The sequence below is a fragment of the Thauera sp. 27 genome (genome assembly GCF_000310125.2).
Lineage (GTDB): Bacteria > Pseudomonadota > Gammaproteobacteria > Burkholderiales > Rhodocyclaceae > Thauera > Thauera mechernichensis.
Genome location: NZ_AMXB01000035.1, coordinates 31,905 through 52,651 on the forward strand (window position 1 = coordinate 31,905; position 20,747 = coordinate 52,651).

General features: G+C 66.6%; 13 protein-coding genes. 2 read left to right on the forward strand and 11 right to left on the reverse strand.

All coding sequences use genetic code 11. The features are described from left to right. Positions 1-46 precede the first annotated feature (46 nt). From B447_RS16900 to B447_RS16940, 9 genes are all read right to left on the reverse strand, one after another. On the reverse strand, positions 47-454 hold the full coding sequence (locus tag B447_RS16900; protein ID WP_002943131.1) for an acyl-CoA thioesterase: 408 nt from the start codon (positions 452-454) through the stop codon (positions 47-49). A 17-nt stretch (positions 455-471) separates the two neighbouring features. Further along, positions 472-2,478 carry a 3-hydroxyacyl-CoA dehydrogenase NAD-binding domain-containing protein gene (locus tag B447_RS16905; RefSeq protein WP_002943134.1) on the reverse strand — a complete coding sequence of 669 codons (2,007 nt, stop codon included), beginning with the start codon at positions 2,476-2,478 and terminating at the stop codon, positions 472-474. Beyond that, positions 2,478-3,758, reverse strand: a complete 1,281-nt coding sequence (locus B447_RS16910) for an acetyl-CoA C-acetyltransferase (protein WP_002943147.1) — start codon at positions 3,756-3,758, stop codon at positions 2,478-2,480. Before B447_RS16910 ends, B447_RS16905 begins: the two co-directional genes overlap by 1 nt. Continuing rightward, entirely contained in the window at positions 3,755-6,241 is a 2,487-nt protein-coding gene (locus B447_RS16915; RefSeq protein WP_002925745.1) for an acyl-CoA dehydrogenase, read from the reverse strand. The genes B447_RS16910 and B447_RS16915 overlap by 4 nt, the downstream gene beginning before the upstream one ends. A gap of 60 nt (positions 6,242-6,301) precedes the next feature. Then, positions 6,302-7,000 (reverse strand): TetR/AcrR family transcriptional regulator, encoded by a 699-nt coding sequence (locus B447_RS16920; RefSeq protein WP_002943150.1) that lies wholly within the window; start codon positions 6,998-7,000, stop codon positions 6,302-6,304. A 107-nt stretch (positions 7,001-7,107) separates the two neighbouring features. Beyond that, entirely contained in the window at positions 7,108-9,447 is a 2,340-nt protein-coding gene (locus B447_RS16925; RefSeq protein WP_002943151.1) for an efflux RND transporter permease subunit, read from the reverse strand. Then, a complete protein-coding gene (locus tag B447_RS16930; RefSeq protein ID WP_002943152.1) occupies positions 9,447-10,424 on the reverse strand; it encodes a WD40/YVTN/BNR-like repeat-containing protein in 978 nt (325 codons plus the stop codon). Before B447_RS16930 ends, B447_RS16925 begins: the two co-directional genes overlap by 1 nt. 84 nt (positions 10,425-10,508) lie before the next feature. Continuing rightward, the gene (locus tag B447_RS16935) at positions 10,509-11,840 is read right to left on the reverse strand and encodes a DUF1329 domain-containing protein (protein WP_002925730.1); all 1,332 of its coding nucleotides are present in this window, start codon (positions 11,838-11,840) and stop codon (positions 10,509-10,511) included. A 29-nt stretch (positions 11,841-11,869) separates the two neighbouring features. After that, positions 11,870-13,954, reverse strand: coding sequence for a DUF1302 domain-containing protein (locus B447_RS16940; protein ID WP_232431662.1), 2,085 nt, complete (start codon positions 13,952-13,954; stop codon positions 11,870-11,872). A gap of 280 nt (positions 13,955-14,234) precedes the next feature. On the opposite strand from B447_RS16940, the gene B447_RS16945 reads away from it, so the two are divergent. After that, positions 14,235-16,040 carry an ABCB family ABC transporter ATP-binding protein/permease gene (locus B447_RS16945; RefSeq protein ID WP_002943158.1) on the forward strand — a complete coding sequence of 602 codons (1,806 nt, stop codon included), beginning with the start codon at positions 14,235-14,237 and terminating at the stop codon, positions 16,038-16,040. Positions 16,041-16,107: 67 nt separating this feature from the next. Here the strand turns inward: B447_RS16945 and xdp1 are convergent, their stop codons facing one another. Next, the gene (xdp1, locus tag B447_RS16950) at positions 16,108-16,851 is read right to left on the reverse strand and encodes an exosortase-dependent surface protein XDP1 (RefSeq protein WP_002943160.1); all 744 of its coding nucleotides are present in this window, start codon (positions 16,849-16,851) and stop codon (positions 16,108-16,110) included. A gap of 143 nt (positions 16,852-16,994) precedes the next feature. Continuing rightward, complete coding sequence (prsT, locus tag B447_RS16955; protein WP_002943162.1) at positions 16,995-19,808, reverse strand: XrtA/PEP-CTERM system TPR-repeat protein PrsT; 2,814 nt, start codon at positions 19,806-19,808, stop codon at positions 16,995-16,997. A 189-nt stretch (positions 19,809-19,997) separates the two neighbouring features. Here prsT and B447_RS16960 point away from each other — a divergent pair. Continuing rightward, positions 19,998-20,747, forward strand: a 750-nt coding sequence (locus tag B447_RS16960; RefSeq protein ID WP_002943164.1) for an asparaginase, incomplete at its 3' end; no start/stop codon positions are given.

Sequence of the window (20,747 nt, forward strand, 5' to 3'; positions counted from 1 at the left end):
GCCGCACGCGTGTCGCGCGACCAGCAAAACGGGGCCCCGCAGCCGCTCACTCGGGCGGGATCGGGCGCTTGCGGCCACGGTCATCGAGCGCGACATAGGTCAGACGCGCCTCGGTAACCTTCACCACTACCGGATTCTCCGGGTCGCGTTCGGCGTAAACCTCCACATCGACCGTCACCGAGCTCACGCCGACCGACACGATCTCGGCGTAGAAGCTGACCAGGTCGCCCACCGAAACCGGCTGCTTGAACGTGAATGAGTTCACCGCCACCGTGGCCACCCGGCTGCGTGCGCGCCGACGCGCGGGGATCGCGCCGGCGATGTCCACCATGGACATGATCCAACCGCCGAACACGTCACCGGCGGGATTGAGGTCTGCCGGCATCGGCATCACACGCAGCGCGGGCTGCTTGTGTTCGGGCAGCGCGCAAGGTGCGTTCGTGGTCTGTGACATCAGTCTTTCCTCCGTGGTCAGCCAGGCAAGGCCGACGCTTTCCCGCGCATGGCGAGCAGGTTGAGCGGGCCGCCGGTGTGAGGAGCGAAACCCGTCCCGAAGATGACACCCGCGTCGGCGAGATCCGTATCGCCCACCACCCCCTCGCGCACGCAGCGCTCGGTCGCCGCGAGCAGGGGTGCGAGCACGCGCTCGGCCAGGCCAGCAGGCACCGCAGGCGCGGGCGCGCCAGCGCGCTTGCCGCCCTCGGCAGCCGCCTTGACGACCTTGCCATCCTGCCAGCGGTAGTAGCCCTCGCCCGACTTGCGTCCAAGCTTGCCCGCAGCAACCAGCTTCAGCAGGCGCGCGGGTGGCTCCGCCCCGCTGCCGGCGAGCGCCTTGCCGGCAGCAACCGCTATATCCAGGCCGACGGTATCAACCAGCTCGACCGGCCCCATCGGCATGCCGAAGGCCGTGAGCGCGGCGTCCACCGCCTCGGGCGCAATGCCCTCCTCGACGCAGCGCAGGGCCTCAAGCATGTAAGGCCCGAGCACCGCATTGACGAGGAAGCCCGGCGCGCTCTTCACGGGCAGCGGCAGCTTGTCGATGCGGCGCACGAAACCGGTCGCACGGCGCAGCACCTCGGCCGAGGTGGCCTCACCTTCCACGACCTCGACCAGCGGCAGCATCGGCACCGGGTTGAAAAAGTGGATGCCGACCAGTCGCGACGGGTCCTGCAACGCACTGGCGATATCCTCCAGACGCAGGCTAGAGGTGTTGGTCGCGAGAACGGCCTCGGGCCGGGCGCGGCGTTCGAGCTCGGCGAACAGGCTGCGCTTGACCGCCAGATCCTCGAAGATGGCCTCGATGATGACGTCGGCGCGCGCCGCGCCATGGCCTTCGGGGTCGGCAATCAGGCGGTCCAGGGTGAAGCGCACCTGGCGTGCATCGCCCTTGTGGCGGCGCTCGAAGAGTCTGGCCGCACGCTGGATGGCCGGTGCGATGCGCTCGACGGACTGATCCTGCAGCGTAACCTTCATGCCGCGCAGCGCACACACCGCAGCGATGTCTCCGCCCATCACGCCTGCGCCGACGACATGCACATGGCGGGGCGCGAAGTCGCTCTCCTTGCCGAAGGCCTTCAGGCGCTCCTGCAGGAAGAACACCCGCACCAGGTTCTTGGCGGTGGGCGAATCGAAAATGGCCTCGAGCGAAGCAGGATCGCCCGCAGGCACGGCGAGTGCGTTGCCGCCATGCTTTTCCCAGATGTCGACGATGGCGAAGGGCGCCGGGTAGTGCTCGCGGCTGACCTTGGCTGCCGCCTGCTTGCGCGCCTTGTCGGCCACGACACGACGCAGCGGACCGTTCATCGCCAGGCGCAGCAAGCGCTCCTGCAGCGGCGGCCGGCGCGCCGGGGCCGCCGCCAGTGCCATGATGCGGGCCGCAGATTCCATCACCCGCGCCGGCACGCAGTCGTCGGCCAGCCCGATGCGCTTGGCCTTCCTCGCATCCACCGCCTTGCCGGTGAGCATGAGATCGAGCGCCGTCGCCGGCCCTACCGCCTGCGGCAGGCGCAGCATGCCGCCCCAGGCCGGGACGATGCCGAGCATGACCTCGGGCAGGGCGAGCCGCGTGCCGGGCTCATCGACCACCAGCCGGTAACGGCAGGCCAGCGCGAGCTCGAGCCCGCCGCCCATGCAATGCCCGCGGATGAGCGCGAGCGTGGGGTAGCGCACCGCAGCCAGGCGGTTGAACAAGCCCCAGCCGCGCTCGACCAGCGCACGCGCGGCGGCCGGCGAGGCAATGCGGGAAAACTCCTCGATGTCGGCGCCGGCGATGAAGCCCGCAGGCTTGGCCGATGCGATCACGAGCGCCTTGGGCGGCGCCGCATCGAGGGCATCGAGCACGCGGCCGAACTCGGTCATCACCTCGGCCGACAGCACATTGGTACTCGCGTCCGCCTTGTCCAGCTCGAGCCAGGCCAGCCCGCCGTCTTCCCGGCGCAGACGCCAGTGTTTCCAGTCGTGTTGCATGTTCTCGCTCATCAAACCGTCTCCACCAGCATGGCGCCGCCTTGGCCGCCGCCGATGCAGATCGACGCCAGCCCACGCCCGCCGCCCTTGCGGCGCAGCACATGGAGCAGATGCAGGACGATGCGCGCACCGCTCGCGCCCACCGGATGTCCGAGTGCCACCGCGCCACCATCGAGGTTGAGGTGTCCGGCATCAGGGGCGCCGGGCGCGTCGACACCGAAGTGCTCGCGGCAGTAGGCGTCGTCGGCGAGCGCACGCAGGCAGGCGATGACCTGGGCGGCAAAGGCCTCGTTGATCTCCCAGGCATCCAGCGCCTGCGGCGCCAGGCCGTGACGCTGCAGGATCGGCATCGCCGCATGCACCGGCCCCAGGCCCATCTGGTCGGGCGCGAGGCCGGCCCACTGGCTATCAACGATGCGCCCGATCGGCTGCAGGCCATGGCGCGTCACCGCCTCCTCGGAGGCCAGCACCAGCCAGGCAGCACCATCGGTGATCTGGGAGCTGTTGCCCGGCGTCACGCGGCCGTATTTCTTGTCGAAGAAGGGCTTGAGGCGGGCGAGGTTGTCCATCGACGAATCGCGCCGCACGCCGTCGTCGGCCGAGTACACGGTGCCGTCGCGATCGATCAGCGGCACGATCTCGGCGCGCAGGTGGCCGGCATCCTGCGCCGCACACACGCGGCGGTGGCTTTCGACCGCGAAAGCATCCATGTCGGCGCGGGTGATGCCGAATTTCCAGGCCAGGTTCTCGGCCGTCTGACCCATCAGCTGGCCCACGATCGGGTCGGTGAGCCCCTTCATGATGCCGATCACCGGCGCGAGATATCCCAGGCGCAGCGCCTTCAGCGCGGCAAGCTTCTGGCCCACGCTGCGGGCGGCATACCAGCCCGCCAGCCAGCGCACCATCTTGTCCGAGAACAGCAGCGGCGCATGCGAGAGCGCATCGACACCACCGGCAAGTACGAGTTCGCTGCGGCCGCTGCGGATGTTGGTGAGCGCGGAATCGAGCGCCTGCATGCCCGAGGCGCAGTTGCGCATCACCGTCCAGCCTGGCACTGCGTTGCCGCAGCCCATGCGCAGCGCAACCACGCGGCCGATGTTGACCTCATCGGCCGACGGGCTGGCGCAGCCCAGGATGACCTCGTCAAGTTGGTCGGGCGCGAAGGGCTGGCGCACCAGCAGCGCACTGCCCGCCGCGGTGGCGAGGTCGGCGGCGGTGAAGGGGCCGGGTGCGTTCTTCGCCTTCAGGAAAGGCGTACGCGCACCATCGACGACATAGACCGTCCGGCTCATGCAGCCACCTTCAACGCAGGCGCCGAGCGCGGCGCCTCCTCGAGCGCGGCGCGCAGGCCGAAGTCATAAGGGAAGTCATCGACGCGGATCACCTTGTTGCGCAGCATGTTGCGGCGCTCGACGAGGCGGAACTCCTCATCGCTGATCACGCCGGCTTCGCGTGCGCGGCGCCACACCTCGTCGACATCGCCGCCAGTCATCAACCCGGGGGCGAAGCGGCCGTCGCGCTGCAGTTGCCTGAGCTTGGCCTCGACCGGCTCGGCGGCGATCGTCGCCGCGAGCGCGGCCTCGAGCGCGCCCACCGGCTCCTCGATGTCCTCCGGCAGGTAGACGTCCGCGGTGAGACGGTCGCGGGTGGCCGAAGGCTCGATGAGCAGCGCGGCAACCTGGTGGCCGAGCTTGTCCGAAGGCACGACATAGGGACGACCAAGCGGGAACACGACCAAGCGACGCAGCAGGAAGGCGAAGAGCTTGTTCGGGAAATTGGCGATCACGCCTTCGAAGGCGAGCTGGATGCGGAACATGCAGTCCCAGATCGCCCAGTGCATCAGCGGTGCATCCGCCGCCTGTCGGCCCTCGGCCTCGTAACGCTTGAGGGTCGCCGTGGCCAGGTACATCAGCGACAGGATGTCGCCCAGGCGCGCCGACAGCTTCTCCTTGCGCTTGAGCGCACCGCCCAGGGTGCCCATGGAGATGTCCGAGATGAAGGCGAAGGCGGCCGAGAAGCGGGTCAGCTGCTGGTAGTAGCGCCGCGTCTCGGGCGCCACGTCCGCCGGCACCTTGACGAAGTGCGAGCCGGTCAGCCCCATCGCCACCGCACGCGCGGCATTGGACACCGTGAAGCCGACGTGGCCCCACAGCGCCTTGTCGAAAGCCTCGAGGTCGTTCTTCTGCGCCGAGTGCATCTCGTCGAGCACGTAGGGGTGGCAGCGGATCGCGCCCTGGCCGAACAGGATCAGGCTGCGGGTGAGGATGTTCGCACCCTCGACCGTGATGCCGACCGGAATCTGCTGGTAGGCGCGACCGAGGAAGTTCTGCGGCCCCAGGCAGATGCCCTTGCCGCCAATGACGTCCATGCCGTCATTGACGACCTGGCGTGCACGTTCGGTAACGTGGTACTTGACGATCGCCGACACCACCGAGGGCTTCTCGCCGAGATCGATCGCACCGGCCGTCATCACCCGCGCGGCATCGCACAGGTAGGTGTTGGCACCGATCCGGGTCAGCGCCTCCTCGACGCCTTCGAAGCGGCCGATCGCGGTCTTGAACTGGTAACGCACACGGGCATAGGCGCCGACAGCGCGCGCAGTGAGCTTCTGCATGCCGGTGTTGGAACCGGGCAGCGAGATGCTGCGCCCGGCCGCCAGGCACTCCATGAGCATGCGCCAGCCCTGCCCCGCCATGCGCGGGCCGCCGATGATGAAGTCGAGCGGCATGAACACGTCCTTGCCGCGCACCGGCCCGTTCATCCACACCGCGTTGAGCGGGAAGTGGCGGTTGCCGATGTCCACCCCCGGGTGGTCGTGCGGCACCAGCGCGCAGGTAATGCCCAGATCCTCGTCGCCCCCCAGCAGGCGCTCGGGGTCATAGAGGCGGAAAGCGAGGCCGAACACGGTGCATACCGGCGCGAGCGTGATGTAGCGCTTGTCGAAGGAGACGCGCATGCCCAGCACCTCTTCGCCGTTCCATTCGCCCTTGCACACCACGCCCGCATCGGGGATGGAGGCTGCGTCCGAGCCCGCCCACGGGCTAGTGAGCGCAAAGGCGGGGATCTCGCGGCCGCTGGCCAGGCCGGGCAGGTAGTGCTGCTTCTGCTCCGGCGTGCCGTAGTGCAGCAGCAGCTCCGCCGGACCGAGCGAATTGGGCACCATCACCGTCACCGCCGGTGCCGAAGATCGCGTCGACAGCTTGGTGATGACCTGCGAGTGAGCGTAGGCCGAGAAGCCCTTGCCGCCATATTCCCTGGGGATGATCATGCCCAGGAAGCCTTTGTCCTTGATGTACTGCCAGACCTCGGCGGGCATGTCCTGCTGCTGGGTGCACGCCCAGTCGTTGGTGAGGCGGCACAGCGCCTCGGTCTCGTTGTCGAGGAAGGCCTGCTCCTCGGCGCTTAGCTTTGGCCAGGGGTAGGCACCGAGCTTGTTCCAGTCCGGGCGGCCGGCGAAGAGCTCGCCTTCCCACCACACCGTACCGGCCTCGAGCGCGTCGCGCTCGGTCTGTGACATCGCGGGCAGGGCCCCGCGGAAGGCCTTCAGGATCGGTGCGGTCACGCGCTGGCGCCGCAGGCCATCATGCATGAACACCCCCAGCACGGCAGCCAGCACCGCCATCGCGAGCAGGGTCCAGCCCACTGCCCAACCGGCCGCCCAGCCCATCGCCGCAAGCCAGGCCAGCCCTGCCCAGAGCCAGGCAAAAAGTGGCGCTCGCCCGTAGGCGAGCGCACCTGCCAAGGGAGGGAGGGAAAGCAGTAGCAACCAGGTCATCTCTGTCTCCAGAACAACATCAATCAGGTGTTGCAGCCGCGCCGAGACGCAGCTGCAGATTCATTCGGCATCCCGCGCCGCAGACTCCGCGCCAGTGACGAAGTCGGGGAGCGGTGCGCGCAAGCCGCCAAGCAGGAAGGACATCAGGCGCGGCAGCATGTGCGCGGGGTCCTCGTCGTCGAAGCGCCCGGCAAACAGCTGCAGGGCGTCGGTCCCGGCAATCGCGTACGAGGTCGCCCCCATCATGAAATGGAAGCGCCACAGGATTTCCTCGCGCGGCACGCCGGGCAGCGAGTCGTACAGCGCCTGCAGGAATCGCTGCAGGGTCTGCGCATACTCCTCGGCCAGGAACTTGCGCACGAAAGCGTTCGGCTCGGTATAGGTCCGACCGAGCAATTGCATGAAGGTGCGGCCGCCATGCACGGTATCGGTCGCCATCTCCAGCGAAGGGGTGAAGAAGGCCTCCAGCACCTGGCTCGGCTTGATCTGTGCCCCGTTCGCTCGCGCGCGCTGCTCGGCACGCTCGAGGGCAGCGAGGCGGGACTGGTTGAGCTCGCCGAGGCGGCGCCTGAAAACCTCGTGGATCAGGCTGTCCTTGGAGCCGAAGTGGTAGTTGACCGCGGCCAGGTTGACCCCCGCCTCAGTGGTGATCATGCGCATCGAGGTGGCATCCAGACCATGCTCGACAAACAGCGCCTCGGCCGCATCAAGGATGCGACCGCGTGTCTCGGGGCCCGACCGCGCTGAAGGACTGCTCATCATCATTCTCCTGAACGAGCACTGGATGGATCGAAGTTAACTCATTCAAACGTTCGTTTGAATTCTACGGCGATTACCGCCCGTGTCAAGAATATTGATGGATCGATTCAGGAAATCTTCTTTTCCTGTGCGGGCCCTGCCTTGAGCAGCAGGGCCGCAAGCGCCGGCAGCAGGAGCAGCGCACCGAGCATGTTCACGATGAACATGAACGCCATCAGCAACCCCATGTCGGCCTGGAACTTGAGCGCGGAAAAGACCCAGGTGCCCACGCCTACGCTCATCGTGGTGGCGGTGAACATCACCGCGGTGCCACGCTGGCAGAGTGCCTGATAGAAGGCGTCCGGCAACGCATCGCCTTTGCGGAAGCGGTCGGACATGCGTTCGTAGAAGTAGATCCCGTAGTCGACGCCAATACCGACCGCAATCGCGACGACAGGCAAGGTGGACACCTTCAGGCCGATGCCCAGCAGCGCCATCAGCGCATTGCAGAACACCGCGGCGATCATCAGCGGCAGGATGATGCAGAGTGTTGCGCGCCAGGAGCGGAACTCGAGGAAGAACAGTACGCTGATCACCCCGAACACCAGCACCAGGATGGTTACCGAGGCGGCATCGACGGCCTCGTTGGTCGCCGCCATCACGCCGACGTTACCGGAGGCGAGCAGAAAGTCGAGATGCTCGCTGCGGTTGGCATCGCGGAAGGCCTTGACCTCGCGGATGACGTGCGAAATCGTCGCCCCCTCGTGATCGCGGGTGAAGATGAGCACCTGCATCGCGCTGCAATCGGTGTTGAGCAGGCCGGTGCTGGTATCAACCGGGGTGACCGACTGCGCCAGTACCGTGGGGTTTCGCGACAGCACTCGCCAGGCCGGGTTACCCTCGTTCCAGCCGGCGTTGACCGTCTTCGCCACGCCGGGCAGGCCAACCACGCTCTGCACCCCGTGCACACCGCGCATGGTGGTCTCGAAGCGGTCGATCGTGTCCATGATGTCGAAGTTGGTGCAGGCACCATCGACGCCCCTGGACTGCACGATGACCGACAGCACATCGACGCCGATCGAGAACGACTCGACGATCGCGGCTGCATCCTGGTTGTAGCGCGCATCCTCGTGCAGCTCAGGAATGCCGTGGCCAAGATCGCCGGTGCGCAGATCACGCGACAACCACGTCGCGATGCCCAGCAGCAGCGCAGTGACCATCAGCACCACCGTCGCGCGCCGGGGTTCGGCCAGCGTGCGCAGGCGCGACCACAGCCAGTGGTCCTTCGACTCTGCGCCCATTGTGCGTCGCATCTCCGCCGCGTCGAGCCGCGTCCATGACAGCAGCAGCGGCAACAGCAACATGTTGGTGAGCAGGATCAGGGCGACACCGAGGCCGGCGGTGAGCGCGAGCTCGCGCACCATGTCGATCTCGATGCGCATGATCACCAGAAAACCGACCACCGTCGTGGTAAGCGCCATCGACCCGGGCAGGAACAGCCGCCTGAAAGCGTTCTGCGCGCCCGTCAGCGGTCCCGCCCCCTCCATGATCTCCAGACGCCAGGCGTGAGTCATCTGCACCGCGTGACTGACGCCGATGGCAAAGATCAGGAAGGGCACCAGGATCGACATCGGATCGATGCCGAAGCCGATGAGCGGCAGCAGACCCATCAGCCACACCACCGGCACCATCGCGCACAACAGCGTGAGCGCGGCCAGCTTTGCCGACCCGGAGTAGAAATACAGCAGCACCGCGGTGATCAGGAACGCCACCACGAAGAACATCAGCACGCCGCGTGCACCGTCGGTAATGTCGCCCACGGCCTTCGCGAAGCCGATGATGTGCACGTCCAGGCCATCGCCGGCATGACGCGTGCGCAGATCTTCAAGCTGCTTCGCCACCGCCAGGTAGTCCAGGCGGGCGCCGGTGTTGGGGTCGATCTCGAGCAGCTCTGCACTGATCATCGCCGCGCGATGGTCGTTCGACACCAGTCGCCCCACCCGCCCCGACTTGAGCACGTTCTCGCGCACGGTCTCGAGGTCTTCCGGCGTGCCCTCGAAGTCGGCCGGGATGACGTTGCCGCCGGCGAAGCCAGCCTCGACCACCTCGATGAAGCGCACATTGGGGGTGAACAGCGAGGTCACCGTGGCGCGATCCACCCCCGGAATGAAGAAGACCTCGTCCGTGGCGGCCTTCAGCTTGCTCATGAAGGCCTCGTTGTAGATGTCACCCTCATGCTGGCGCAGGGCGACGAGCACGCGATTGGCCCCACCGAAGGTGTTGCGGTAGGCCATGAAGGTCTGCATGTACTCGTGTTCGAGCGGGATCATCTTCTCGAAGCCCGCATCGACCTGCAGGCGCGAGGCCGAGGCGCCGAGCAGCAGCGTGATCACCACGAACAGCCCGAGGAAGACGCGCCGGCGGCGGAACAGCAGCAGGCCGAGAAACTCCACAAAGGCCTTCAGCATCAGGAACGTCCTCCCGCAGCGGGCACCAGCGACAGGCGCCCCACCCCCTCCTCACCCACCAGCAGCAGCGCATCCGGCTGTTCGCCCTGGGCAACCGCCGCGCGCGTGCGGCGGTCATCGTTGTCGACTCGCACGAAACTGTGCGCACCATCCTCGCTGATCAGCACGACGCCCGCCTGGCCCGCCAGTACCACACGCCCATCAGCGAGCACACGGCCACCGAAGAGCGAACTGGGAACACCCGGACCGACCTCCTGCCAGCTGTCGCCGCCATCATCCGAGCGGAACACATGGCCACGCATGCCGAACACCAGCGCCCCGCCGTCGGCCAAGGCCAGCGCACCAAAGAACGAACCTGCGTAAGGCGACTCGAGCGCTTCCCAGGAGTCGCCGTCGTCCCGCGAGCGCAGCAGCAGGCCGGCTTCCCCGGCGATCAGCAGGTCCCCGCCAGCCAGGCGGACCACCGCGTTCAGGTGAAGTCCGTCCTCATTGGCCTCGACCTCCTGACGCGCCCAGCTCGCTCCGCCGTCGGCCGTACGCTCCAGGCGCCCATAGGCGCCAACCGCAATCCCTTGGCCATCGGCATCGAACCAGGCGCCCAGCAGCGGCTCCTCGGCTTCGGGGTCGGACTGCACCTTAACCCAATGCTCGCCGCCATCCTCGCTGCGCACGATCACCGCGTCGTGACCCACAGCGACAACGCGCTGCGCATCCACAAAGCGCACCGCGACCAGCGTGGCACCCGCCGGCGATGCCACTGCGCGCCAGGCACCGCCATGGTCATCGGACACGAAGATGCGGCCGCGCTCGCCGACCGCGATCAGGCGACCGTCATCGCGCACGGCAAGGTCGAGCATCTGCAGGTGGTCGATACGCGTCTGCGTCGCCGGCATCGGCGGATCGCTGCGTTCGGAGAACGCAAACGCCACCGCTGCCAGTACGACGACGACGAAGAGGTTGCCGATCGCGCGTTTCATGGAACCCTGGGGAAAGGAGGAAAATGCGGGTATTGGCTCGGCCTCGCGCCCCGGAGGCGCAAGGCCGAGCCCTCATCTACAGGATCAGCGCGTACCGACGCCGCGCAGGCCCGAAGGCGTGAAGTCGGCCGGACGGGCGTCGATCACGCTATACACGCGAGGCTCGTCATTGCGCAGGCCCATGGCGATGTAGCGGCCGGACTGCAGGTCGTGGTGCACCTCGAGGCTGGGGTACAGCATCGGAATGTCGAACCAGTTGATGGTGTGCAGCTCGGAGACGCGCCACAGCTGGTCGCGGGCGTCGTACTTGTCGATGGCGAGAATCGACCACGAGTCCTCGTCGAGATAGAAGGTGCGGCGCTTGTAGCTGTGGCTGGTGCCGTCCTTGAGGGTCGCATCGACCACCCACACACGGTGCAGCTCGTAACGCGCCAGCTCCGGGTTGAGGTGCCCGGCCTGCAGCACATCGGCCATCTTCACCGTGTTGCCGACCAGCTTGTAGGCGTTGTAGGGGACGTAGATCTCCTTCTTGCCCACCAGCTTCCAGTCGTAACGGTCGATGGCGCCGTTGTACATGTCGAAGTCGTCGTTGGTACGCAGGCCATCGGCCGCCGTGCCCGGGTTGTCGTAGGCCACGTTCGGTGCCAGGCGCACACGGCGCTGGCCCGGGTTGTAGGTCCACGCCTGGCGGCGGTCGAGGAACTCATGCACGAGCAGGATCTGCCCCGCCAGGCGAGCGGGTGCGGTCACCGTCTGCAGGAAGTTGAACAGCTTGCCCTGCTCGATCTGCTCCGGCGACTTGCTCAGGCTGCCATAGTGGAAGTCGTACTGGTACTCGAAGCGCACCGGCGTGTAGGTGCCCTGTCGCGTCACCGCGGCCTGGCTCCAGTTCATCGCGTAGGACTCGCCGCGGTAGCGTGCAAGGTGGTTCCAGATCGCCTCGGCGCCATCCTGCGGAATCGGGAAAGGGATGCCGCCGGTCGTGCCTTCGATCGTGCGCCCACCATCGACCAGCTTGGCGCGACTGGCATTGGCGATGGTCTGGTCGTAGTGCCCCTGCGGGAAGGCCGCGCTGCGCCGCGTGGGGTAGACGTTCATCTTCCACGTCGAGTAGGTCTTGAGCATCGCCACCTGGCCCGGGGTGAGCTTGTCGGCGTGCTGATCGACGTTGGCCGCATCGATGGTGAATAGCGGCTTGTCAGCGGCGAAGGGGTCGGCATAGTGTCCGCCCGCCTGATGCCCGGCCGGCGCCGAGGCGAGGCCGCCGTCCCAGGCGGGGATGGTGCCCGCCGCGTTGCCCGCACGCTCCGCGCCCATCGGCGTCAGGTCCTTGCCCAGTCGTGAAGCGTCGGCCAATGCCGGCGCGGACAGCGCCACCGCGAGCGCCGCGCCGAGAATCGTGAAAGTCTTGCGCATATCGTTTGTCTCCAGATCCGGTGTGGTGCTCAGAACGAATAGCTGACGCTGATCGACAGGAAGTCGCGGTCGTAGAGGGGGTTGGTGTGACTGGCGTAGGTACGGGGTTGACCAAGGGGGTTCGGGCTCGGGTCGACGCCTGTGACCTTCTTGCCGCCAAAGAAGGTGCTGTAGGCGATGTCGGCCTGCCAGCTCTGACGGTAGTTCATGCCGAGACCCAGCGTGACCGCTTTCGCACCTTCGTTGAAGGAAGGACCACGACCACTGACATCATGCGAGAACGCAATGCGCGGCGAAAGATTTACCCCGGCAACGGCATTCGGATATTCGAAACGGGCAAGCAGGCGATAGCCCCACGAGTTCTCGGTCAGGAAGCAGCCGGAGCTGGTCGCTCCGAACGACGTCGCCGTCGACGAGCCAACCTGTGGCAGATGGCAGCCGGACGCGGCGAACTTGAGGTTCGAAGGCAGATCCAGGTGCGTGTAGCCGATCTCGCCGATGACGACCATCTGCTCGGCCCCCATGACCTGAGGTACTGCCTTGGTACCCGTCAGCTGGACCTGATGCATCTTGACTCTGCGGTAGCCCGTGATTTCCTTGCCATAGGGCTGCTCGAGGAAAGCATTCGGAACAAACACACCCGGGGCAACCTGCGTCACACCGGTCCCGGTGATCTGGTTTGGCGCCCCTAGAGCAGCAAGGAGCAACTCTGCCGAGGGCAGCTGCACCGGCTGATTCTTCCGATACGAATATTCACCCTGCAGCGCAATGCCAGCGGGGCCCGCGGTATTGAAACTCAGGCCGAAGAGCTTGATGTTCTTCGGATAATCGACGAAGTACTCCCCACCCCGGCCGGCGGCATAAGCGCACCCACCGGCCAAGCCCGCAGCCCCTGCGGCGACAACGGGGTCGAACACCGTGCACCCGAAGGCCGGGTGCCCCGACGGGAACGGAGTGCCATAGGTGGTGTACCCGCCCCGATAGCCAGAGACAAACGGCGTCCGGCTGTGATAATTCACGTGGTAGAAGCCGAACTCGGTGTAGTTCCATTCCGGAAGCAGCATCCGCAGAGCGAGACCATACTCACCGCCATTCCCCGGCTCTCGATCCTTGGCCCGCGGGGCAAAAAGCTGAGCCGTGGTGCTCAAGGGCCCGAACGGACCGACCGCGAGAGGCGGCTTGTTCCCGTCGTCAAGCCTGCCGAAACCGGTGTACGCAATGTTCCCACCCGCGGACACAAAGTCATTCGTGCTGAAGAAGGTCCCCGCGGGCTCGATCTTGGTCTTCTCCCACTCCGCCATCCACACCACCTCGGCGGTGACGTTGTCGGTCAGCTCCTGCGACGCCCAAAGCATGCCGATCGGCGTCAGGCCTTCCTTGAGCTCGGAGCCCGGCACGCGCAGGCGGCTGACATTGACCGGGTTCAGGATGTTGATGCCGTTCTGGATGAAGGTACTTTCACCCCAGCTCACCACCTGGCGACCGGCGCGTACATTGAGCGCACGACCACCGACGTCGAAACGGCCACGCACATAGGCGTCGAGCAGTTCCGCATCGCGGCCGAGCTCGCTGCGCGCGGCGTTGGTCATGCCGCCCTTGTGCATGAAGGCATGGTCGTAAAAGTAAGTGCCGCGGAAGAAGGCGCCGAAATTCTGGTAGTTCAACTCGAGGTCGTGCGTGGCCTTGAACGCCAGCGAGACCATGTCGCCCTTGTCATACTTGAGGTTGCCGTCGTCAGAGTTGGGGTCACGCGAAGTGCCACCGTTGGCGATACTGATCAGCGAGGCTTCGCGGTTCTGCATCCGCCACAGCCCACCCACCGACAGGGTGGTATCGAAGCTGCCTGTCACCTCGCCGCTGGCGCTGGTGAATTCGAAGGCGTGCACGCTGGCAGGCGCAGCGAAGGCGAGCACGACGGCTGAGGCCAGCGTGCTCAGTGCCAGTGCGGGGCGATGCGATGCTGCTCGATGCTTGATCCGACTCATTTGACTCCTCCTCGGTGGCAACCCCGCACTCTGTAGCGGGCGGGTGTATCTGGGTGCTGCAATCAAATGCATCCGCAGACGGCATCCGGCCGTCTGCGGCGCCCAAGGGCAGAGCATGCGCAGAGGCAACCGCGCTGTCTCCTCGGGATAAACACTTATCTCTTTGGGGAAAGACCGCATCAACCGATTGATACCTGCTGATGGGCGCATCCATTTTTCTAATTCAAACGTTTGTTTGAATACTACAAACTCCTGCGCTCAAGTCAAGCGGGGAGAAGGAAATTTTCCACATGGCACGATCTGCTCAGGCACTCAAACCGCTGCGGATTTGACGCCGGCCGGCCCTGCCAACAGAATCCGCTGCCGGCATCCGCCCTTGCCCTGCGCCCAAGCCGAACTGGACCCCCTGATGAGACGCGCCCCCTCCGCCGCCCTGCCCGGCCCCGAACCCACCGAACGCCGCGACTGGCAGACCCTCAAGAGCCTGATCCCCTTCATCTGGGCCTACAAGGGCCGGGTGCTGTTCGCGCTCGCCTGCCTGATCGCCGCCAAGGGCGCCAACGTGTCGGTGCCGCTGGTCTTCAAGCACCTGATCGACGGCCTCACGATCACGCCCGAGCAGGCCTTCATCGTCGTGCCGGCCACGCTCCTGCTGGCCTACGGCGTACTACGCTTCTCGACCTCGCTGCTCACCGAGTTGCGCGAGGTGGTGTTCGCGCGCGTGACCCAGCAGGCGGTGCGCGAGATTTCGCTGCGCGTATTCCGCCATCTGCACGCGCTGTCGCTGCGCTTTCATCTGGAACGCCAGACGGGCGGGCTGACGCGGGACATCGAGCGCGGCACACGCTCGATCGGCTCACTGATCAGCTACACGCTGTACTCCATCCTGCCCACGCTGATCGAGATCGGCATGGTGATCGGCATCCTGCTGGTGAGCTACGACGCCGTGTTCGCGCTCATCACGCTCAGCGCGCTGACGATCTACATCACCTTCACCGTGAAGGTAACCAACTGGCGCACCGCGCTGCGACGCCAGGCCAACGAGCTCGACTCCGCCGCCAACGCGCGCGCGATCGACAGCCTGATCAACTACGAGACCGTCAAGTACTTCAACAACGAGGAATTCGAGGCCAGACGCTACGACGAGCAGCTGCAGAAATGGACCAAGGCCCAGGTCACCAACCAGTATTCGCTGTCGGCGCTCAACGTCGGCCAGGCGGCGATCATCGCGGTCGCGGTGACGGCGATGATGTGGCAGGCGGCGATCCGGGTGGCCAGCGGCGAGATGACGATCGGCGACATCGTGCTGGTGAATGCCTTCATGATCCAGCTCTACATCCCGCTCAACTTCCTCGGCGTGCTCTACCGCGAGATCCGCCAGGCGCTCACCGATATCGAGCGCATGTTCGGCCTCATGCACACCCAGCGCGAGATCGCGGACGCGCCCGACGCGCGCACGCTGCCAGCGGGCCCGGCGAGCGTGCGCTTCGAGAACGTGAGCTTCGCCTACGACGCCAAGCGGCCGATCCTGTTCGACGTCGATTTCGGCATCCCGGCCGGGCACACGGTGGCGGTGGTGGGGCACTCGGGCTCGGGCAAGTCCACCCTCGCCCGCCTGCTCTACCGCTTCTACGACGTACAGGGCGGCGCCATCCGCATCAACGGCCACGACCTGCGCAACCTCAGCCAGGACAGCCTGCGCGCAGCGATCGGCATCGTCCCGCAGGACACGGTGCTGTTCAACGACACCCTGTACTACAACATCCAGTACGGCCGTCCCGGCGCCAGTCGCGAAGAGGTCGAGGCCGCCGCACGTGCGGCACAGCTGGAAGACTTCATCCACCAGCTGCCCGACGGCTACGAGACGCGGGTCGGCGAGCGCGGCCTGAAACTGTCCGGCGGCGAAAAGCAGCGCGTGGCGATCGCGCGCGCGCTATTGAAGAACCCCGCCATCCTGATCTTCGACGAGGCCACCTCCGCGCTCGACTCGCGGACCGAAAAGGCGATCCAGGCGCAGATCGAGCTCGCCGCCCAGGGCCGCACCGCGCTGGTGATCGCCCACCGCCTGTCGACGATCATGGACGCCGACGAAATCATCGTGCTCGACAAGGGCCGCATCGTCGAGCGCGGTCGCCATACGCCGCTGCTCGCCAAGGGCGGCGCCTATGCGCAGATGTGGCTGCTGCAGCAGCAGGAGGACGCCGCACAGGATTGAGCGCGGCGCACCGCCAAACAAAAGAGGCGCCCGCGGGCGCCTCTTTTGTTTGTTGCTTGCAGACCGATCAGGCCGACTTCCAGCGCCGGCGCGTCGCGACCAGGCCAAGCAGACCCAGGCCGGCGAGGGCCAGCGAGCCGGGCTCGGGGACGCCCGGCGGCGGAGGCGGGGGCGGGATCTTGGTGACACCTGCAACGGATGCGATCTTGATGTAGTCGTGCCTGCCGTCACCGTTGGTGACGCCCGAAGCCGAGATCGCACCGGCACCGATGAGCCAGAAGCTCGAATACACCGAGGCGCCGGTGTTGTAAGTCCCGGTGGACGCACCGTTGGCATAGTTGCCAACCAGCGACCAGCCGCTACTCAAGAGATTCGCGTACGTGTTGTTGGCGAGACTACCGGAGAAAGGCGTGGCGCCAGTGTAGGCGAGCAGGAAGAAATCCGAGTCGTTCTGGACCCAGCCAATGCTCACCTTGTCGAGCTTGACCTCCTGCGGCCCGAAATTGAGCAGCAGGGACTCGAAGCGCCCATCAGTGTCCATCGCGTGCTGCGGGGAAGAGAGCGGTTCGTCGACGTTTCCGCTGCTACCACCGACTTTGCCGTCTGCGCCGAGATGCTGCACGCCGACACCGCCGTCCCACTTGGTAACCGCGCCGGAGCCGAGCTTTCCATCGTTCAAGTTGTACCACGCGCTCATTGCGGGCACGGTGGTCGACGTATTCAGATTCCACGTCGTCGAGGCGCTTGCCGCGCCCGAACCCAAGGCCAGGCCTGCAGTCACCAACGCACATGCGAGCTGTTTGTGATTCATCTTTTTTACCTTCTCACGTAGTTCTTTTCTACTGCTTTCACAACACTTAAGCACACTTCATGCCATAAAAAATAATTCCTTTAAAAACAATAACATGCTAAAAAACATTTGGCCTTACCGAGAGCAAGTGTAAAAACTTCCGACTATTTTGCGCCCAGTTCCGCAAGCAGTGCCCGCGCCTCGCCACGCCAGGAAAACTCACCCGGCATGGCAAGCGCAGCCTTCAGCTCATCCGCTGCCTCTCCCCGACGCCCCATCTTCGCCAGCACGTAGGCCAGGTGCCAGCGAATCTCGGCATTGTTCGGCGCGCGCAGGCGGGCATCGCGCAGGTAGCGCATCGATTCCTCGTAGCGCTGCAGCGAGGCCAGGACCCACCCCATGGTGTCCATCACCGCGGCGTCGCCCGGCGCAAGGCGCAGCGCCTCGCTGGCATGGGCGAGCGGATCGCCTTCGCCCAGCTCCAGCAGCACGATGGCGAGGTTGTTGCGCACGGCAGCGCTGGTACGGCCCGCCGCAACCAAGGCTTCATAGGTTTCGCGGGCCTCGCGCAGCTGGCCGCCGCGCATCAGCAGCTCGGCCAGCAGCTCGCGTGCGGCGATGTCGCCCGGCGCCTGCTGCACGCGCGCGCGCACCGGGGCAAGCGCCTGCGCCGGCTCACCCTGACGGACATGGACGTCCGCAAGCCGGTACAGCAATGCCGTGGATGGAGCACGCGCCATCGCCTCACGGAACAGGCGCGCAGCCTCTGCATGATCGCCACGCTCGCGGGCGAGATCACCCGCCAGGCGATAGCGCTCGAAGTGGTTCGGGTGCGCTGCAAGCACGCGCTCAAGATAGCCCGCTGCAAGCACGATGTTGCGCTCGGCGACCGCCGCCTCAACGGCAAGCACGAGCGCATCGAGATCATCTGGCCGGCCTTGCAGCGCCTTGTCGGCCGAGTAGCGCGCGGCAACAGGATCGGCCGCAGCCAGTTGCATGTACCCGATGCGTACCAGGTGTGCGGTATCGAAGCCGGCAGCGCGCACCATCTCGCGCAGCACCTGCTGAGCGGCGCGCTTGTCCCCGGCGTCGATCTCGGTCTGCGCGAGCGCCGCTAGCGCGACCAGGTCGCCCGCACGCCGCGCCGCCAGTGCTCGCGCCACCTCACGCGCGCCGTCGCGGTTACCGGCCGCCGAGCGCAGTTCGATCAGGGTGAGGCCGTACTGAAGGTTGTCGCTTGCCTCGGCAAGCGCCTTCTCCGCCCAGCGCTCGGCCTCTGCCAGCCGCCCCGCCCTGCGCTCGAGCAGCACATACTCGTACATCAGCCCGGCGTCGTGGCGATGCTTGCGCAACAAGGGGTCGAGCGCGCGCCGCGCCTGATCGAATGCGCCCGCACGCACATCCAGCCGCAAGAGGCCAACCTGCGCAGGCAGGAAATCGCCTTGCGACAACAAGGCAGACTCGAAGGACTTGCGCGCCGCAACCACATCACCGCTGGCCGCCTGCATCTGCCCGAGCAGGTGCAACGCCTCCGCCCCCTGCGCACCTGCGGCGACATGGCGACCAGCGACATCAAGCGCCCCCGCCACATCGCCGCTGCGCAGGCGCAGCGTGGCCAGCCCGGAAGCAAGGCCGAAGTCGGCAGGCAGCTTGTCGAAAGCCTGCGTGAGGGCTTCCAGCGCCGCCGCACGCTCGCCGGTGCGCAACAGCCCTTGACTGAGCGAAGCCAGCGCCCCTGCCCCCTGCTCGCCACCGGCGACAGCGCGCTCGAGCGCCTCCACCGCGCGCGCATTGCGCCCGAGTGCGAGATGGACACGTCCGATCAGGAACAAGGCTTGCGCATCGGCCGGACTGTCGCGCAGCACACTCTCGAGCAAGAGCTGGGCGCGCGCGTAGTCCTCGCCATCCATATGCACGGCAGCAAGCAGCTTGCGGGCGCCAGCGTTGCGCGGATAGCGCGCGACCAGCACTTCGAGGTACTTGCGCGCCTTCTCGAGCTGGCCGCTCGAGTAATGCGCGAGGCCACCGGCCATCAGCAGCTGCTCCTGGCTCGCCAGCCACTCGGCAGGCAAGGTATCGACGACACGCGCGACCTCTGTCAGCAGTGCAGCCTCGGCCTGACGATCGCCCCGTCGTCCCGCGAGCAGCGCACGCAGGAAGTTCGAGCGCGGCTCGGTGGGCACATCGACCGCCAGGCGCGCGAGATCTTCGGCCGCCGCCGCTTCATTGCCGAGGTCGATCTGGATGCCGGCACGTGCGATGCGTGCATCCACATGTTTCGGATCGAGTTCGAGCGCACGGCTGTAGTCGGCCAGCGCCTCAGCCAGGGCGCCGGTCGCGTGCGCCACCGATGCACGCATGTTGAAGGCCGCCGCGCTGCCCGGCGCAAGCGCGACTGCCGCATTGGCGAGCTCGCGCGCCTGATCGACGCGGCCAGCCGCGATCAGGACCGGCACTTCGGCGATGAGCGGCGCCGGCGACGCAGGATCGAGCGTACGCGCCTCGGCAAAGCTGCGCTGGGCCTCTGCGAACGAGCCTGTTGCCGCCAGCGCCCTGCCGCGCATGCTCAGCACCCGCACCTGGGCCTCACCGATCACGCGATCCGCACGCACACGCTCGAGCAACTCGGCGTGGCGCCCTTGCAGCAGATAGATCTCGCCCAGCGGAACCGTGACCTCGGCCGGATCGACCCCCAGACGCAGCGCTTCGTTGAAGGCGACCTCGGCCGGCCCGAGTTCGCCCTGGATCAGGTAGGCGCGGCCGAGCAGCAACTGCGCCGCAAGCATGTTGCGGTCCTGCTGCAACGCGTTCTTGAGCTGGATCACCGCACCGGCAACATCATCCTTTTCGAAGCGCTTGAGACCATCCTCGTAATAGCGGCTGGCCGCCGCCGGGTCTGCATGGGCCGGTGTCAGCGGCAGGGCGAGGGCAAGGGCGAGGGCAAGACAGCGGGCGAGCGGGCGGAGAGCGGGTGTCATCTGGGACCGGGACGGATAAGTGAATCGTAACTGGCACGAGTATACGAGCGCATTGCCGGGGCAAGCGTGCACTGCGTCATCCTCAGGGGCAGGTTGCCAGGCCACATCCGAGCGACCACCGTGCGCAAACCTGCAGATGTCTGCGATCCCGTAGAATCGCGCCTGTTCCCCACTCGCGCCGAGACTGCATTGAGCACAGCCCTCAGCCCCCGCAGACCCCGTATCGTCCTGCTCGCCACCGGCGGCACGATCGCCGGCACCGCCAGTTCGGCAACCGACACCCATGGCTACACCGCCGGCCAGCTCGGCGCCGAGGCCCTGGTGGCGGCGGTGCCGCAGCTCGCACGCCTGGCCGAGCTGACCTTCGAGCAGCTGTTCAATATCGACAGCAAGGACATGACGCCGCAGCACTGGCTGGTGCTGTCGCGCCGGGTACAGATGCTCGCTGCGCTCCCGGGGGTGGACGGGATCGTGATCACCCACGGCACCGACACCCTGGAAGAGACCGCCTACTTTCTCCAGATCACGGTGAATGCAGCCAAGCCGGTGGTGATGACCGCCGCGATGCGGCCGGCGACGGCACTGTCAGCGGACGGGCCGCTCAACCTCTACCAGGCGGTCGAACTGGCCTGTCGCCCGGCCGCGGCACGCGCGGGCGTGCTGGCCGTACTCGGCGACCGCATCCTGCCCGCGGCCAGTCTCGCCAAGCGCCACCCGACAGCGGTGGATGCCTTCAGCACGCCCGAGTCGCTCAGCGTACTGGCCAGCGACGCAGCGCTGCAGGCGCTCACGCCCAACCGCTACAGCCGCGTCGCCCTGCCCGCCGAGGTCGCCACCCTGCCGCCGGTCGAACTCCTGACCGTAGGTGCAGGGAGCTCGCCAGCGCTGGCCTCCGCCGTCGCGCGCGCGCTGGCGCGCGCCAGCCTGCTCACCGGCGGC

Excerpts from the sequence above, each read along its gene's own strand:
- prsT (WP_002943162.1), bottom strand. The coding sequence starts at position 19,808 with ATGACACCCGCTCTCCGCCCGCTCGCCCGCTGTCTTGCCCTCGCCCTT.
- B447_RS16945 (WP_002943158.1), top strand. The coding sequence starts at position 14,235 with ATGAGACGCGCCCCCTCCGCCGCCCTGCCCGGCCCCGAACCCACCGAA.
- B447_RS16910 (WP_002943147.1), bottom strand. The coding sequence starts at position 3,758 with ATGAGCCGGACGGTCTATGTCGTCGATGGTGCGCGTACGCCTTTCCTG.
- B447_RS16905 (WP_002943134.1), bottom strand. The coding sequence starts at position 2,478 with ATGAGCGAGAACATGCAACACGACTGGAAACACTGGCGTCTGCGCCGG.
- xdp1 (WP_002943160.1), bottom strand. The coding sequence starts at position 16,851 with ATGAATCACAAACAGCTCGCATGTGCGTTGGTGACTGCAGGCCTGGCC.
- B447_RS16930 (WP_002943152.1), bottom strand. The coding sequence starts at position 10,424 with ATGAAACGCGCGATCGGCAACCTCTTCGTCGTCGTCGTACTGGCAGCG.
- B447_RS16900 (WP_002943131.1), bottom strand. The coding sequence starts at position 454 with ATGTCACAGACCACGAACGCACCTTGCGCGCTGCCCGAACACAAGCAG.
- B447_RS16925 (WP_002943151.1), bottom strand. The coding sequence starts at position 9,447 with ATGCTGAAGGCCTTTGTGGAGTTTCTCGGCCTGCTGCTGTTCCGCCGC.
- B447_RS16935 (WP_002925730.1), bottom strand. The coding sequence starts at position 11,840 with ATGCGCAAGACTTTCACGATTCTCGGCGCGGCGCTCGCGGTGGCGCTG.
- B447_RS16915 (WP_002925745.1), bottom strand. The coding sequence starts at position 6,241 with ATGACCTGGTTGCTACTGCTTTCCCTCCCTCCCTTGGCAGGTGCGCTC.
- B447_RS16920 (WP_002943150.1), bottom strand. The coding sequence starts at position 7,000 with ATGAGCAGTCCTTCAGCGCGGTCGGGCCCCGAGACACGCGGTCGCATC.